At 64.7% G+C, this 14,144-nt stretch carries 14 protein-coding genes; 6 read left to right on the top strand and 8 right to left on the bottom strand.

Features of this window, described 5'->3' with window-relative positions; translation table 11 throughout:
• Nucleotides 1–95 precede the first annotated feature (95 nt).
• Nucleotides 96–665, top strand: a complete 570-nt coding sequence (locus tag AB0N24_RS06805; protein WP_364122197.1) for a TetR/AcrR family transcriptional regulator — start codon at nucleotides 96–98, stop codon at nucleotides 663–665.
• A gap of 39 nt (nucleotides 666–704) precedes the next feature.
• Here AB0N24_RS06805 and AB0N24_RS06810 read toward each other — a convergent pair whose 3' ends face one another.
• From AB0N24_RS06810 to AB0N24_RS06825, 4 genes are all read right to left on the bottom strand, one after another.
• Nucleotides 705–1,286, bottom strand: a complete 582-nt coding sequence (locus AB0N24_RS06810) for a mismatch-specific DNA-glycosylase (RefSeq protein WP_364122200.1) — start codon at nucleotides 1,284–1,286, stop codon at nucleotides 705–707.
• A gap of 67 nt (nucleotides 1,287–1,353) precedes the next feature.
• Nucleotides 1,354–3,135, bottom strand: a complete 1,782-nt coding sequence (locus AB0N24_RS06815; protein ID WP_364122203.1) for a RecQ family ATP-dependent DNA helicase — start codon at nucleotides 3,133–3,135, stop codon at nucleotides 1,354–1,356.
• 434 nt (nucleotides 3,136–3,569) lie between these two features.
• A complete protein-coding gene (locus AB0N24_RS06820) occupies nucleotides 3,570–4,463 on the bottom strand; it encodes a potassium channel family protein (RefSeq protein ID WP_364122206.1) in 894 nt (297 codons plus the stop codon).
• Nucleotides 4,464–4,551: 88 nt separating this feature from the next.
• On the bottom strand, nucleotides 4,552–4,950 hold the full coding sequence (locus AB0N24_RS06825) for a DUF1304 domain-containing protein (protein ID WP_364122209.1): 399 nt from the start codon (nucleotides 4,948–4,950) through the stop codon (nucleotides 4,552–4,554).
• Nucleotides 4,951–5,070: 120 nt separating this feature from the next.
• Here AB0N24_RS06825 and AB0N24_RS06830 point away from each other — a divergent pair, with 120 nt between their 5' ends.
• The 3 genes from AB0N24_RS06830 (at nucleotide 5,071) to AB0N24_RS06840 (ending at nucleotide 6,798) form a co-directional block, all read left to right on the top strand.
• Nucleotides 5,071–5,286, top strand: a complete 216-nt coding sequence (locus AB0N24_RS06830) for a hypothetical protein (RefSeq protein WP_364122212.1) — start codon at nucleotides 5,071–5,073, stop codon at nucleotides 5,284–5,286.
• A gap of 19 nt (nucleotides 5,287–5,305) precedes the next feature.
• A complete protein-coding gene (locus AB0N24_RS06835; protein ID WP_364122214.1) occupies nucleotides 5,306–5,977 on the top strand; it encodes a helix-turn-helix transcriptional regulator in 672 nt (223 codons plus the stop codon).
• A 122-nt stretch (nucleotides 5,978–6,099) separates the two neighbouring features.
• Entirely contained in the window at nucleotides 6,100–6,798 is a 699-nt protein-coding gene (locus AB0N24_RS06840; RefSeq protein WP_364122217.1) for a hypothetical protein, read from the top strand.
• 92 nt (nucleotides 6,799–6,890) lie between these two features.
• Here AB0N24_RS06840 and AB0N24_RS06845 read toward each other — a convergent pair whose 3' ends face one another.
• Together AB0N24_RS06845 and AB0N24_RS06850 are read right to left on the bottom strand one after the other, a co-directional pair.
• Entirely contained in the window at nucleotides 6,891–7,244 is a 354-nt protein-coding gene (locus AB0N24_RS06845; RefSeq protein ID WP_364122220.1) for a hypothetical protein, read from the bottom strand.
• A gap of 105 nt (nucleotides 7,245–7,349) precedes the next feature.
• Nucleotides 7,350–7,871 (bottom strand): hypothetical protein, encoded by a 522-nt coding sequence (locus tag AB0N24_RS06850; RefSeq protein WP_364122223.1) that lies wholly within the window; start codon nucleotides 7,869–7,871, stop codon nucleotides 7,350–7,352.
• Nucleotides 7,872–8,261: 390 nt separating this feature from the next.
• Here AB0N24_RS06850 and AB0N24_RS06855 point away from each other — a divergent pair, with 390 nt between their 5' ends.
• Both AB0N24_RS06855 and AB0N24_RS06860 read left to right on the top strand, forming a co-directional pair.
• Nucleotides 8,262–9,641, top strand: coding sequence for a DUF1524 domain-containing protein (locus AB0N24_RS06855; RefSeq protein ID WP_364122226.1), 1,380 nt, complete (start codon nucleotides 8,262–8,264; stop codon nucleotides 9,639–9,641).
• A gap of 46 nt (nucleotides 9,642–9,687) precedes the next feature.
• Entirely contained in the window at nucleotides 9,688–10,353 is a 666-nt protein-coding gene (locus tag AB0N24_RS06860) for an excalibur calcium-binding domain-containing protein (RefSeq protein ID WP_364122392.1), read from the top strand.
• A gap of 319 nt (nucleotides 10,354–10,672) precedes the next feature.
• On the opposite strand, the gene AB0N24_RS06865 is transcribed toward AB0N24_RS06860, so the two are convergent.
• Entirely contained in the window at nucleotides 10,673–11,551 is an 879-nt protein-coding gene (locus AB0N24_RS06865) for an HAD family hydrolase (RefSeq protein WP_364122229.1), read from the bottom strand.
• Nucleotides 11,548–14,142, bottom strand: coding sequence for a phosphoribosyltransferase domain-containing protein (locus AB0N24_RS06870; RefSeq protein WP_364122394.1), 2,595 nt, complete (start codon nucleotides 14,140–14,142; stop codon nucleotides 11,548–11,550). Before AB0N24_RS06870 ends, AB0N24_RS06865 begins: the two co-directional genes overlap by 4 nt.
• Nucleotides 14,143–14,144: the final 2 nt, after the last annotated feature.

Below are 14,144 nucleotides of genomic sequence, written 5' to 3' on the forward strand. Positions count from 1 at the left end.
GGAATGCCTTCCTGAGAGGGGGTAGGGGACCCGGGATGGTCGCATCAGCAGTTTTTGACCTTGAAGTACAATAACACGCAGGTTACGCTTTTCCCATGGGTAGACCGATGCAGTTTGAGACGGACACGGCCGTCGACAGGGCGATGGACCTGTTCTGGAGACAGGGTTACGCCGGGACCACGCCGCAGGAGTTGGCCACGGAGCTGGGGATCGGCAAAGGCAGTCTCTACAACACGTTTGAGAGCAAGCACGCGCTGTTTATACGTGCCCTTCGGCGCTACAGCGAGATGCGACTCGAGTACCTGACCGATCTGTTCTCAGCGCCCGGGCCGGTCCGGCCGCGTCTCAAAGGGGCGATGACGGTCCTTGCCGGCGTAGGCGAGCACCAGCGGGGGTGCGTCATGGTCAATGCTGCCGCGGAACTCGGCACCGGCGACGACGACGTGAACCGCATTGCGGACAACCTCTTCGCACGGATCGAAGCGGTGTTTCGGCAAGCAATCGTGCAGGGACGGGAGTCTGGAGAATTCAGCATGGATCGGGATGCCGAGACCGCCGCTAGTCAGCTGCTTGCCTCTGTGGTCGGGCTTAGCGTGCTCGTCAAGGCAGGCGGGCCGTCGGAGAGGTTCGGCGCCGTCGTCGACGGCATCGTCGACGGACTGTGACGTCGAAAAGAATCCACGATCAGGCGTGAGCAGCGCCGGTCAGTCTGATGCTGTGAAGACGTCGATGCCGGCTGCGATGGCGACTTCTCGGTAGGCGTTTGCCAGGTCGGTGAGGCTCGCGTGCTTGTTCAACCCGCTCGGGTTGGGGACCACCCAGACGGAGGCGCCGCCGAGAGGATCCGGCTGACGCCCGACCCTCGCCTGCGGCCGGGCGAAGGCGGTCCGGTAGGCGGTGATTCCCAGAACTGCCACCACTGCCGGAGCGATGCGTCCGACGCGCTCTGACAGGGCATCGGCTCCAGCGACGAGTTGTTCGGCGGTGAGTTCGTCCGCGCGTGCCGACGCTCCCGCAACGAGTGAGGTGATGCCGAGGCCGCGCTCATTCAGATGTGCGAGGTCGTGGGGGAGGAAGCCCGCGGAAGCATCTATCCGCCGGTCGACGATGCCCGCCCGGTATAGCGCAGGATAGAAGCGGTTGCTCCCGCCGCCGAAATGCGCCTGCACTGCCACGGCCCGCAGGCCTGGATTGATGCCCACGAACAGAAGCCGCGTGTGGTCCGCGAGCAGGTCCGGCAGGCTCCCGCCGCGGAACGAATCTAGCGCAGACCGAGTAAACCGCACCCTTCCAGCTTAGGACCGGCGCTGACGGAAGCGAAGCGGGCCCTGGCCGTCCGGACGTCGGCACCCTTCACGTCGCGAGCGTCAGCAGTTTGCCCTCCGTCACGGCCCGGCGGGACAGCGTTTTGTAGCCCTCCTGCTCGAACAGGACCGTGATCACGTCCTCCTCGTGCCGCATTACCAAGCCCGGCCCCCATTCCTTGTGCACAACAGCGGCCTGGAGCGGGAAAGGTTCCCCGCCCGCGGCGGCCGCGGCGCCGTCGTCGTAATCCTCCTCGTAGGCGGAACCGTCAGTGCAAGTATCGCAGTTGCCGCAGGGCTCCGGGAGGTCCTCGCCGAAGTAGCCCAGCAGGAACTGGCGCCGGCAGCTGTCCGTCTCGGCGTAGCCGCGCATCATCTCGATGCGGGAGCGGTCCACCCGCTGGCGTGCTTCGGCGCCTTCGACGGCGCGCTCCACCACCGCGGGCAGCTCGGCTTTGGTTTTGAGCCGGATGCCGCGCTTGCCGGACTTGACGGCGCCAGTTTCCTGCAGCTGGTTCAGCAGCCCGGTGAGCTTCCGCGGGGAGAGGCCGGTCTGCTCGGCGAGGGCCTTTTGCTTCAGCGGCCCGTCGGCGCCGCGCAGCACCTGAAGGACGGCCAGGAGCGCTTCCTCGTCAGGGGTATGGGTGCGGAAGAACTTGCGCAGGCCCAGGTCCTCGGGCCGGTAGTGGAGGACGGCGGCGGCGGGTTCGCCGTCGCGTCCGGAGCGGCCGATCTCCTGGTAGTAGCTGTCCAGGGATTCGGGGATGTCGGCGTGGATGACGAAGCGGACGTTGGGTTTGTCGATGCCCATGCCGAAGGCGGTGGTGGCCACCACCACGTCGAGGTGGTCGTCGAGGAACTGCTCGTGGACGCGATCCCGCTCGTCCTGCTTCCGACCGGCGTGGTAGGACGCGGCGCGCAGGCCGTGTTTGGTGAGCTCGGCGGCGTAGGCCTCGGTGTCCTTGCGGGTGGCGGCGTACAGCAGGCCGGGGCCCTTGAGCTCGGCCACCTGCTCCGTCACGGCCCGTCGCTTGTCCTTGTCTGAGTGGTGGCGGACCACCTCCAGCCGGATGTTGGGCCGGTCGAAGCCGTGCACCAGCACCAGCGGGTCCTTCATACGCAGGCGCTGCTGGATTTCGTCGCGGACCGGGGGAGAGGCGGTGGCGGTGAGGCCGACGACGGGCGGGTTTCCCAGCTGCCCGCGGACCTCGCCGAGGCGCAGGTAATCGGGCCGGAAGTCGTGGCCCCAGGAGGAGACGCAGTGCGCCTCGTCCACCACGAACAACGAAACGTCCAGGGCCGCGAGCCGTTCCACGGTTTCGGTCCTGGCCAGCTGTTCGGGGGCCAGGAAGACGAACACGGCGTCGCCGCGCTCGGCGGCGTCCCAGGCGCCGTTCACCTCGGAGTCGCTGCGGCCGGAGTTGATGGCGACGGCGGCGTCCCCGCCCAGCCTTTCCAGCAGACCGTCCAGCTGGTCCTCCTGCAGGGCGATCAGCGGGGAGACGACGACGGCGGGACCGCGCCTTCCGCTGCCCGGCCCGCTAGGGTTCGTGGCCGCCTTGTTCTGGGCCTGGTTTCGGTGCACCTTTCCGTGCAGGTGCAGCGCGGCCACCTGGTAGATGGCCGACTTGCCGTAGCCGGTGGGCATAACGGCTAGGACGTCCCGGCCGGTGACGAGGGCGCGCATCCCGGCGAACTGGCCGGCGCGGAGGTGGGGGAGTCCGAAGGTATCGGCCGCGAGCTGGCGGAGGCTGGCGTCGGGATCTTGAGCGCTGACTGCGTTAGCGGGGACTGTGTCAGTGCGGACTGCGGGGGCTGGTGCCTCGGTCATGATGGCAGCTCCGTGGTGGTGCGATCCGACGGCCGGGCGTCTTCAGCCGAGGGGAACAGCATAGCGCTCGCCGTTTGTTGCTGCGAGAAACGCCCGTGGGCAGTAAGCCAACTTAACGTTGCTTGAGGCTTTTGCGCCGTGTCGTCGATGCAAAGTGAAGGCGTTTGCTGGTACGGGTGTGACCAAAGCTGGTTTCAGTCGAGGGACCGGAAGAACGCTACCGCATCCTCGGCGACCCGGTCCGGGCACTCCCACAGGACCGGCACGGCACTGTGATGCCGGTGCGGAGTTTGAGATCCCGGACCTCGGAATCCATAGCCTCAGGGTACGCCGCCGCGGCTACCCGGATCGTGGTCCGGGTAGGACGCCCTGCGCAGCCGACGCCGTCTAACCCGTGGTGCCCCGGAACTCATGACACCGCAATAGCCATGACTCTACTTTGCGTTCGGTTCCCCACGCCGCCGGTGTCTGTGGTGCAGCTCGTAGCTGTCGAACACATCGGACGAGGTTGTGCCAGAGTGGCCGAATTTGCCGCGAAGGACCTCCGCGAGTCCGTCCAGCGCCGCGTGGAGCATCCGTCCGGCGAACTGGAGTTCAGGGCTCTCGCTGCGCTGGGCCTGGGACGCCAGTTCCTGGGCGTAGGCGACTGTGGCCGGCAGGGAGCCGCGCTGCTCGACTTCACGGAAGTAATAGGTTTCATGGAACGCAAGCAGGTCGATGCTCACCGAAGCCACGTTTCCGGCCATTGACTCCAGCAGCCCCGCAGCATGCCTGGGATCCAGCGACAAGACGCCCGCCGGACCTGCAGCCTCCCTGAACAGGGTCAGCTGGTGGGCAAGGGCCCGACGGCGGTTCAGGGCAGGGTAGGTCTGCTGGATCCAGGTGACCGTTGCTGTCAGCAACCCGAAACCGGTGACGGCCTGGAGTGCCACAACCAGCCTGAGCACCGGATGCGCCGGCACGATTTCGCCGAACCCCACAGTGGAAAGAGTGACAAGCGAGATGTAGAGCGCTTCGGCGAAGTCGGCCCGCTGCGGAATCCCGGCCCCGTGGACAAAACCTTCCGGCAGGTGGGGCAGATAGAGCAGGGCCCAGCCGATGGCCGCCAGGCCTGCCCAGGCGCCAATGACGGCGGCCATGGCCAAAGGTGCAGCGATGAAGGAGCCCCGGCCCCGTAGTTTTCTCGACATCAGCCAGAATCCGCGCATGATCGCCCGGCCCACAGGACCGGAACCGTGCGGATATAGGAGCGTACGAAAGACATCAACGAGCATCAGCAGAACCAGCCCGGCCCCCAAAACCGTCCAGAGCGTGTCCTCGAAGTCCATGCCTCATCTTATGGGCGGCACTGCGGGGAACCCGCGGTGGACATCACGGGACAGGGCGACGGCGCCAGCTTGCTCAGAGCCATCTTGCTCAGAACGGCAGCGCCGCCAGCGCAATAAGAGGCGGGACGGTTGAGCCGAGGGTACCGGGGATGCTGTCGCCCTTCCTGGGGTAGTGGCCCAGCCAGTCCGCCAGCCCCATGGTGGCGTCGCTGAGCCCCATATTGGCGCAGCAGTAGACCACCAGGGTGTAGCCCACTACCACGTAACCCGTGTTCACCGCGACCACCCCGGCGATGTTTCCCAGCCCGATCAGGAGGTTGCGGAACCCGGTGGGGATGGCCCACATCATCACGGCCGGCACGTTTTGTGCAGGGGTGCTGAGGAATTTCTGCGCTGCCGGGTGCCGCAGGAAGAAGCTTTCCAGCGGGAACACCACGATGTAGACCAGTGCGGCAAGCACCGCGAAGAGCTGCGATACGGCGTTCATGGAGGAAGAGTACGACGGCGGAACGCGCCGCTGCGATCCCCTCACCGGGGGTTCCGGGAGACCCGCTCAATCCCCGGTGTGGGGGATTGCGGTCCGGCCCTCCGGCCGGATACTGGAGGTATGTGGGAGGAGCGCGCTGAGCGTGCCCGGCGCGAGATTGGCGACCTCGCCGCGGGCGGCCTGGACCTGGCTGAGCTCTACGCTGCGGCGCTGGCCGTGGTGCGGCGGGCGGTACCGTTCGATCAGGGCTGCTGGGCCGGGGTGGACCCGGACACGCTGGGGATGACGTCCGTGACCATCTGGCGGCCGTGGCCGGTGACGGACGAAGATCAATGAGCTGCTGGGACCCCTGGGGTTGCATCAGGAGCTGCGTGCGGCGTTCCGCGTGGACGAGGCGTGCTGGGGTGTGGGCAGTATCTTCCGGGAGGGCGGCCAGGACTTCTCGGACCGTGAGGTGGATTTCCTGGACGCCGTCACCGCCACGCTGGCAGCTGCCACCCGGGTGGCCGTGCGGGTGCAGCGCGGGCCACGCCCGGCTGCGGGCGGCCCGGTGATCGTGATCGCCGGGGTCCACGGCGAACTGCGGGCGGCCACCCCCGCCGCGGTCCTGTGGTTGGCCGAGGTGGAGGATGCGGCGCCGGGCGGTTTCACCATGACGCTGCACTCTGTTGTGGCGCAGGCCCACGCCTCTGTTTCAGGCACTGCCCGGGCCAGAACGCGCGACGCCGGCGGCAACTGGGTGGTGCTGCAGGCCAGCCGCCTTATTACGGGCGACGACCCCGAGCAGATGGTGGTCACCGTGGAGCCGGCCACCTCGCACGACGTGGTCAGCCTCCTGCTATCGGCCTACGGCGTCTCCGCCCGGGAGCGGGAAGTCTGCTTGGAGGTCCTGTCTGGGAATCCGACAGTGGACATCGCCCGGAATCTGTTCATCTCCCCGCACACGGTGCACGACCACTTGAAGGCGCTCTACGGAAAAGTGGGCGTGGGCAGCCGCGGTGAGCTGGTGGCCAGGCTGCTGGTTTGAAGCTGCCACAGCACTTTGGGCGCCCGGCGTGCGACCATCAAGGTGCCGGTAGCCAGGGCGTGTGCCGGCAATATCGGCTCCCTCGCAAAGAGCGGGCCGGAATGACGTCAAGGGGGAGCGTTGTGAGTAGAGGATCCCGGCCCAATGCAAGGGCCCTGCCGCGCTGGGCCGGAGCCGCCGTCGTCGTTTATCTGTCGGTGACGTTTGCTGTTGTTGTAAGTGCGCTGGTTAGCAGGGGCTTTTTACTGGACCTGGATGCCGGGTTCAAGGAGGGCCTGCTGCTCGCCATGTTGGTCCTGACGCTGCCCGTTTCGGCTGCGTATTTCGTCATCGGCAGTTTTGGCTCCGGCGCCGTACTGAGCCTGACTGTGGTCCTCTACTACTTCGGATACCTCCTCCTTGCGGTGGTCAACGCGGGTGTCTTCCGATCGATTGTCCTCAGCTCCCGGAGGGTCACACCAGTTCGGGTCGCCGGCATGCCCGGCGCCTCGGCTCAGTATCCGCGGGAGACGCTGCGAGGGGTCACCCCGGACGTCAGAAAGCTCTGGTGGGCCGTGCCGCTGGCAGTTCTTCTGAGCCTTCCGCAGTGGATGGTGGCCGGTTTTTTCTGGTGCGGGGTCAGCGGTTGCAGCGGCGGAGGTTTCGGGGTGGCCACCGGGACCGAGTGGGTCGCGGTTATCCTGAGCGTTGTGAACGGCCTCATTCTGGCAGTAGCCATGTTCGCAGTGCGCTGGCTGTATCCCAACCGGAAACGTGCCCTCATTGCCTTGGCGGCGGGGACGTTGTTCGGTCTGGTGGGCGCTGCAATCACCGACGGGTAGGGGGCGGGCGTCGGCGAGCCAGCGCACAGTGACAAAAAGAGGAACCCCGCAGTGCTAGGCACTGCGGGGTTTCCCCGTTGGCTGGATGCCGGTTACTCGGAATCCGGTTTCTGTTCCCGATCCCGGAGGTTCTTCTTGATCTCGTCGAACTTCTCCTTGATGACCCGTTCCGCCTCCGCGAGGGTCTTCCCGGCGGTGCTCAGGGGATCCATCTGAACGTAGACGTTCTGGCCGACAGGCAGGTCGTACTCGTCCTTCAGATGGGTGCCGCCGCCCACTCCCTGAAGCGACAGGTACACCATGGCTTCGGTCCGGGCAATGCCGGAGAGTGTTCCGAAGACAACCGTGAAGTCGTTCGATTCAAAGCTCACAGTCTGACCGATATGGCTGCGGTCTAGGTCGCCGGCTGCGACCGGCTTCTCGGACTGACTTCCGCTGTAGCTCATGAACTTCTCCTAATAGTCGAGGTACACGTACCACAGCAGTCTATATACACGGCCCTTGGCGTTCCGGTGGTTAATGGTGAGATTCATCAGCGACGGAGGAAGTGTTCACCGGACGGAATTCCCTGATGAGATCTGCCGCTTGAGCTGCTCAACCTCCTCTTGGAGCAGGTCAACGGTGGCACGGTATTTTTCGAAGTCCGCCGTTCGGCGCCTCGCCGCGGCGTAACTGATGGTGGCGGCGAGAATGGCGATCGGGAACGCCACCAGCAGGGCCCAGCCGGACGCGGCGAGGAAATCCAGCGCGACGGGAAGTGCCTGCTTGAATGCCAGGAACTCGTTCACTCCGCCAACCACTCCGTTCAGAGCGGAGTCTAGGGGCTCCAGAAATTGCCCCACGACAGGCGTCCCGGAAAACGACGGAACGCTCAGCGGCGGTTCTCCTGTGGACCAGCGCGAGTCACTGAAATGGTTCAGGACATAGATCCCGGCACCCGCGTTGAGGGCCGCGAAGAGCAGGACGGAACCAAGGGCAGTCCAAGGAAGCCGGCGCGGGCGCCAGACGCCCGCCGCGAGCGCGAAGACGGCGGCGGCAACCCAAGAAGAGATGCGGAGTTCGTCGCGGCTCATGCCGCCCAGTAGATCCAATGAATTCCCCGCCCTGAGCGTTTGAGTCAATGCGTGTTCCGGTCCCAAGCGAGCCTATCCCAGTCGCTTCCGGGCATTCCGGGGCAGTTACTGGCGCAGGCTGCTGAAGCCGGCCCACGGATTTCACCAGCGACGAGGGTTCGAGACGAGCCACCGGTGAGTGCGTCTTACGCACACGATGCGTGGCAGGCATGCATTGAATTCACAGTGTGACAAGCACCCTCAAGACTGGCTCAAGACTCAATCAAGGTTGTGCAAGGTTCACCGCAGTTTGCGTTTTCCCCAGCGCCGGAGAAATACGCTTCTGATTAGCAAGATTTCGGCTTAAGCAAAAGGCCCGGCTATTTGCCGGGTCTTTTTAATGGGGGAAGAATGTCGAACTACGAGACCCTTTGGGGGTCACAGCCCGCGGGCGCGGGACCAGGCCAGCGGCCGCCTAAGAAGCAACGCGCTTCCACCTTCATTGTCGGGGGCATAACTGCGCTATTCATGATCATCGGGGCGTTCAGCGGCGGCCTTGGCGGCGCGCTGCTGTTCCTGGCCATCTCTGCCGGCCTCACCGGCCTATATGTCCTGGCAACCGGACGCCGCTCATGGGCGTGGCTCCCGGCCACGCGGAAGGCGGGCGCCGTCGCCCTTGCCGTCTCCTTTGCCCTGCTTATCGCGGGCGGCCTGGCGACACCGCGCACTGCGTCGGCGGATCTGGAGGCGGCCTCGTCGGAGGGCGCTGCCTCGTCAGCCTCCGCTCAAGCGAGCGCGACTGCCAAAGCCACGCCGACGCCGTCGTCCGCTCCAACCACGCAGGAGACGGGCGCTCCGCTGGATCCTGACAGCCCCTACCTCTTGGCGCAGGGCGCCAGTGTTACGGCTCCGAAGACGCAGCCTGCCTTCGCCACCAAGGCGGTGGACCTCCTGGCCACCCTTCCCATCAAGGGCCGGGCACCGAAGACGGGATACGACCGCGCGCTGTTCGGGCAGGCGTGGGCAGACGTCGACCGCAACGGCTGCGACACCCGGAATGACATGCTCAAACGCGACCTGACCGGCATCACGTACACCAACAGTGTGCCCTGCAAGGTGCAGTCCGGCACGCTGGCTGACCCCTACACGGGCACTAGCGTCAACTTCCTGCGGGGGACTGCGACAAGCAGCGCAGTTCAGATCGACCATGTCGTTGCGCTGAGCGACGCCTGGCAGAAGGGCGCACAGCAGCTGACCACCGAACAGCGGACAGCCTTCGCCAATGACCCGCTGAACCTGCAGTCGACGGACGGCCCGACCAACATGAAAAAGGGCGACGGCGACGCAGCCACCTGGCTGCCGGCGAACAAGGGTTTCCGGTGCGAATATGTTGCCCGGCAGATTTCGGTGAAGGCGACGTACAGCCTGTGGGTTACCCAGGCGGAGCACGACGCCATGGCCAGGATCCTGACCGACTGCTCCGGCCAGCTCGCACCGACCAACGAGAAGGCACCGGCCGCTGCGGCGCCGGCACCAGCTCCCGCTGCCGTTCAGCCCGCACCTGTGGTGGCCGCGCCCGCCCCGGCAGCGCCCGCTCCGGCTGTCGTTGCGCCGGCCCCTGTTGCTCCCGCACCTGCAGTACAGGTTCCCGTAGCGCCTGCACCGGCAGCTGCTTACTACGCCAACTGCACGGCGGCGAAGGCCGCAGGTGCCGCGCCGCTGTACGCGGGGTCAGCTGGTTACCGTGCCGCGCTTGACCGAGACCACGACGGCGTGGCCTGCGAAAGCTAGACCGATTCCATCACTCAACACTTTCAAAACTTTCCAAGGGGGAAAAATGAAGAAGACTTTGACATTAGTTGTGCTGGCCGGCCTCATGCTGACCGGATGCGGCGGCAAGCAGACGGGAGCGCAGCCGACAGAATCAACGACGGCTGTCGCAGAGGTTACTGATACCGTCACGGTTCCCGGCGTGATGAGCCTGACGCTGGATAAAGCCGAGGATCAACTGGAAGATCTCGGGCTCAAGGTCGAGGCTGAAGACACCGTGGACGGCAAGTCAATCATTGTGAAGAAGAACTGGCAGGTGACGTCCCAGGACCGCGCCGAAGGTACCCAAGTGGCAAAGGGTTCCACCGTGAAAATCGGCGTCAAGAGCCTTGACAAGATTGCGGCGGAAAAGGCAGCGGCAGATAAGGTCGCCGCCGAAAAAGCTGCTGCGGACAAGGCAGCGGCTGACAAGGCTGCGGCAGATAAAGCTGCTTCGGACAAGGCTGCAGCGGATGCGGCTGCTGCTGCCGCGAAGGCGGCCGCCGAACAAGCGGCGGCGCAGCAGGCCGTCCCGCAGACTCCAGTGCAACAGGCTGTCCCGGCGCCAGCCGCTGTCTACTACGCCAACTGCACTGCGGCGCGTGCAGCAGGCGCCGCACCGATCTATGCCGGCACACCAGGTTATGGAAAACATCTTGACCGGGACGGCGACGGTATCGGCTGCGATAAATAGCCGACGGCGCAGGCCTCGGATCAGCATCAGGGCTGTGCAAAGTCCACCCTGACCGCACGACAGATCGACCGCTTGCGAGGATCAGCCAATCCGGACCTGATAGAAGGTGCCGTGGATACACTTCTTTGGAAGGTATCCACGGCATCTCGGCACTGCTCGTCGGCCTGGTGGTAGTCAGACCAGTCCGAGGACTCAGTTATGCCATGGGTCGGCAGGAAGAGCTCGTCCAACCAGTTCCACCGCAGCGTTAACTTCCACGCAGTGCGTCAGTCAAGTACGAATGTTGTCGCCTATGACAGTCAATCGTTCATGACCGACTTCAGGCCGAGGTCGCTTCGGAAAGCGGGACGAATCGTCCGGCGTCTGCTTGTCTCGCTGCTTGTGTGATGAAACGCAAAATTTCCTCACCGGCCAATACTCCGGGCGAGCCAGTTACGACGAGGTGCTCGCGGAAATATCCGTCGCTTTCAAGCTCTCCGTGGGCAGGGCGAATCGCTATATCTGCAAGGTCCAGGAGGCCGGCGTCCAGCCGCGAATCGCCCGCAGCGAGCATCAGTCCCGGGCCCGTCCGCCGCTGAATTTCGGCAATTGCCGACTCTTTGTTGATGGGTTCAGGAACGCAGTATAATTTCCTGCCCTGCAGCGACGTCTTCCACCCTCGCTGGCTGCACCACCCCGTGAGATCCTCGACATATGCAGCGGAAAGCTCCTGCCGGTTGACGATGCAGTAGACGAATAACTCTTCGGCATCACGCACACGAAGGACTTCCGGCACGGCCCGGGGTCCTGTCAGATAGCCCAACACTTCAGCCAGCGGCGCGCACGCCTCCTCCACACAACGGTTGATGTGGCCGAACCAGTCCATATCGATTTCACCGTCTTTGAGTATCACGGCACCATTTGTAGTCACTGCGTAGCCCCTGCCTTCGCCCGGCAGCCGCACCCGTGAGAACTGGGCCCTGGTTCGAGTGGTCGCTGGTACGAAAAGCACCCGTTCGACGAGTTGCGAAAGAAGTACATCTGCCGCCCGCGTCATGAAGGAAAGCGGTGCGGAGTCGTACACCTCGGAGACGACCATCGGCGGTGCCGCAGAGTCGTCGCCGCTGAGCAACAGGGATTTGGCTGAGTAAATCAGCGTCCGGTCGAGGTCGCAAGCCACCAGAACAGGGGCTGGCGCAGCGGGTGTGCCCGGCATCATGCTCCCACCACAGACATTCCACCGGCTCCAGTTGTCCCAGACGATTGCGGCCGTATCAGCCCCACACAGCTGTAGGGCATGTCATGCATTTCCAGTACTTCCACTCCACGCTGTCTGGCCAGAAGCAGGACGTGGTCCAGATCGTTCGCAGCGTCCGGGCGCACGAGGACTTTCCATGGGATCCTCCGCAGCAAGACCCGGGTGGTTTCTCCCACGCCCGGTTTGACCAGATTCGCATTGTTGATGCCGAAACGGCGGCTGATGTTCTCAACGAATGCCCAGCCGGTCCAGTCCGCCGTCGGCAAGCCCTGTATGTCGGTGGGTAATGTCGCAGAAGCTGCAAGGACTTCATCCCGAACTGCCATGAACTGCCCCTCTACGGCTTTCAGGAAAACCCCGGATACATCTTTGCCGGCCAGGTTCGAATAGAACTTTGCGCCATGGAAGTCGCCCGGCCCGATCAGGTCGGTGTTGAAGACAGTCCGGGATACCAGCCCCGACACCGTCGAATTCAGGCAGGCAGACGGGATCAGGTAGTCGTCTCTCGTGCCGAAGATCCGGGCACAGTGCCCCGGGTCGGCCAGAACGGCCAGTTCGGGCGAGAATGTTGCACCATCGGTCTGGGCGAAGAGCGCGACGGCGGCAGTCAGCTCGCGGGATATCGCACCTTTGCCGGTCCACCCATCAACGAAAATGATCCGTTCAGGATCATAATGTGTGGCGAGGTAACTGAGGGCGGTGGGGTCGATGCCGAGCCCCCGCACGATGCTCAAGGTGTAGTGGGGTACGTCCAGCCCATGCATCGCGAGGGCCCAGCGCCGCATGAGGATTCCGATCGGAGTCCCGGCCCGGGCCAAAGATACGAGCACTGGAGCACCGTTGCGCAACCTCAGCGCCTGTTCAGTGACAACGCCTACTGCGTGTGCCAGGCGCGTGGAAGAGCGGTCGAGGGCCTCACGAAACAGTGCTTGATACTCAGGTGTTGGCTCATACTCCACCGGCAGCGACTCAGCATAGCTTGCCCTGCCTGATTGGATGGCTGCTTCACGCTCTGCGGGCGGAGCTTCCAGCGGGGCCGAGCTGAGGTCCTTGAGGAGCCATTTGACGTCGCCGGCGGCGTAGGAGCCGAACTTTGGGCCCGTCAGCGGCTCCGGGAAGGGCCTGTCGCGCGGAAGTATCACCAGCCGGACGTTGGCGCCGGTGGCAGCGGTCGCGGCGGCGATGCTGCCGGGACCGGTGAGGTCTGACGTCGTCGAGCCAGGCTCTGCCAGGATCACGACCGTGCCAAACAGACCTTCGGGATGGGAGAAATTGTAGGCGAAGCGGGTGCCGGGCCCGTCCACTGAGGCATCGTGGCTGTTGAAACTCACAGCTGACCGGATGGCGTAGCCGGGCGCGTCAAGCGGGGCTATCGGCGAACGGGTACTGGACGAAAATCTCACGGCGGCGTCCGGCAGGAGCTTCTGGAGCCGGGCCGCAACGGCTAGTGGGATCGCCATGAACTCTTCGGTCGCCAGCACCAGTACCCGTTCGTCGGGAGTAAGCCGGGCGGCGATTTCCGTGGCTACGACGTCGATCCGCTGTGGCTCGGCCTGTCCCGCAACGCCGAAGCGAGCACTCCGGATCGGCGTTGCTGAACCGGTCAAATCGGATACATCGATTTTGCCGGAGGCGGGGGCCAACGTTTCGGCTGGTGGGAGCGTCCGAATGAGCGCCTCGGCGGCGGCAGGCAGTCCAGCCGGGAGCACGACCCGTCCGTGGGCAAGCGCAACCACGTCGATACGGCAGCCGAGCGCGTCGGCCAAGGAGTCGATTTTCTGCCGGTCCTCGGTCGAGCGAAGGTCCACCAGCGAGGCCAACACGTACCTGCCACGGGGCGCGTTTTTGTGCAGCTCACGAATGGTGCTGATAATTGTGGCACCGGTGCTCAGCTCGTCATCCACCAGAATCACGGTGTCCGCTCTGTTGAGCATCGCATGGCTGGTGGGCAAAAGCTGATGGGACGTGGCATGCGAGTGAACTTCCTCAAACGTCCCGTACGGCCTCACGGCGCCGGTTCCTGACGAGGCCGCCCGCGTGGAGTGGATGTAGTAGGTGCCCAGGAATTCGGCCACGAGGCTTCCCAAGCCCGTAGCCGTCTCGGCATAACCGATGGTAGCGAACCCTGGAAACACCGTGTGATGTGGCTCCAGCAAATCACAGAGGTCGGTGATCGCTGCGATCCTGGATGTTTGCGTGCGCAACGGTTCTTCAGCGTCTGCAAGCAAGGCGCCGAGCATGGTAGCGGCGGGCTCAATGACATGGCGCAGCTGAGGGGCGGCCGAAGCAAAGCCGCTACCTGCGTCGGAATCCAGTTCTGCGCGCACAAGCAACCCCAGAAGCCAGCCCGCCGCCGTCGCGAGTCCAGGTTCGGTGGGGACATGCTTGGCGAGAACTCGCGATACCAACAAATGCGCACGCCGGGGGTTCCTGCGCAAAGCCAGCCCGACCAGCGATTCCACAGGGAGCAGGCTTTGGTCAGCTCCCGTGACTATCTCGACGCCCAAGGCACTGCTGACAAACTCGCCCGTCCACGGCTGGACGTGGCCCACCG

Origin of the sequence: Arthrobacter sp. NPDC093128, assembly GCF_040683875.1 — a bacterium.
In the GTDB taxonomy this organism is placed as follows: domain Bacteria; phylum Actinomycetota; class Actinomycetes; order Actinomycetales; family Micrococcaceae; genus Arthrobacter.